Source organism: Olsenella sp. SW781, from assembly GCF_012027725.1.
Lineage (GTDB): Bacteria > Actinomycetota > Coriobacteriia > Coriobacteriales > Atopobiaceae > Thermophilibacter.
This window is the reverse complement of the sequence record NZ_SJOU01000036.1, coordinates 1-1,178: the sequence shown is the minus strand read 5'-3', so window position 1 is coordinate 1,178 and position 1,178 is coordinate 1. Positions and strand designations below refer to the sequence as shown.

Sequence of the window (1,178 nt, the reverse complement as noted above, 5' to 3'; positions counted from 1 at the left end):
CGCCGACGCGCTGCTCGTCTCGAGGAGGGATGCCGCATGATGGCGCTGCTCAGGTCCGACCTCTACCGCACGGCGCGCTCCCGCTGGCCGTGGGTGCTGCTTGTCCTCGTCGCGCTCGCCACCCTGGGGTCCGCCGTCCTCACCGTCTGGTGGCCGCTCGAGCCCGGCGTCGTCTACGACGGCCTCACCGGGCGCGCGGGCGCCCTGCGCCTCGCCGGGCGCGGGGCCTCCGTCATGCTCGTCTCGACCATCGCCCCCTTCGTGGCCGCGCACCTCTCCTGCGCGGACTCCGACGCCGGCTTCGACCGGGCGCTCCTGTCGTCCCTTCGCGGCCGGGCGGCATACTACGCCGAGAAGTGCCTGCTCGCGGCGCTCCTCTCGGGCGCGCTGCTGCTTGCCTACCTCGTGTTCGCCGGGCTCGGCGTCCTCGTGACCATGCGCCCCGTGGCAGACGTCGAGCCGCTCTGGCAGGTCGCGGCGTGGGCGGGCGAGGGCTGGCTCATCTCGTGCGCCTATGCGCTTCTTGTGCTGCTGGCAGGACAGCTCACGCGCAGCCGAGCAATTGCCTTTATCGTCGCGTTCCTGCTGCTCTCGGGTGCCGTGGAACAGGGGTTCTTCAGCTTCCTCCTGCTTGTGAGCGACGCGCTCGGCCTGGGATGGGCCCCGGCGCTCGGGGCCGCCATCGCCTGGATGCCCTACGTCACCACGGCCGCCGTGGGCAACGGCGCCGCCGACATGCTCGCCGCGGACGCCACCGGCTTCGCCCCGGCCGTTCGCGCGCTCATCGTCTGCGTCCCGCTCTGCCTCGCGTGCGGCGGTCTCGGCACTCTCGTTGGCACGAGGCGCGATGTCGCATGAGCCCGGACATGCTTCTCGAGCCGCTCTACCGCTGGCTGTATTCCGTTGCCGAATGGTTGCTCGAGAGCTCTACCATGAACGGGTGGGTTCGTTTCTTCGAGGGGCTTCACATGGTTGAGGGTTTGTTACTCGTGGCGCTGCTAGCGCTTGGCTTTGGTCTGGGCGCGGTGTTTGTTGTCGCCTGCTACGCCACCGAGCTCGGGCGACAGGCGCGCTTCCTCGCCCGGCGCGAGCGCCTGAGCAACGCGCGGCTCACCTGCGGGAGCCGCCTGCCGGGCATGGTCGGCATGGTCGACGCCGTGAACGCCGAGATCGACGCG

At 70.7% G+C, this 1,178-nt stretch carries 1 protein-coding gene and 1 pseudogene; both read left to right on the top strand.

Features of this window, described 5'->3' with window-relative positions:
* On the top strand, positions 1 to 858 hold an 858-nt coding region (locus tag E0L17_RS10880; RefSeq protein WP_206109138.1), incomplete at its 5' end, for a hypothetical protein.
* Positions 855 to 1,178: pseudogene (locus E0L17_RS10875) on the top strand (hypothetical protein); the annotation flags it as partial. The gene E0L17_RS10880 and the pseudogene E0L17_RS10875, both read left to right, overlap by 4 nt.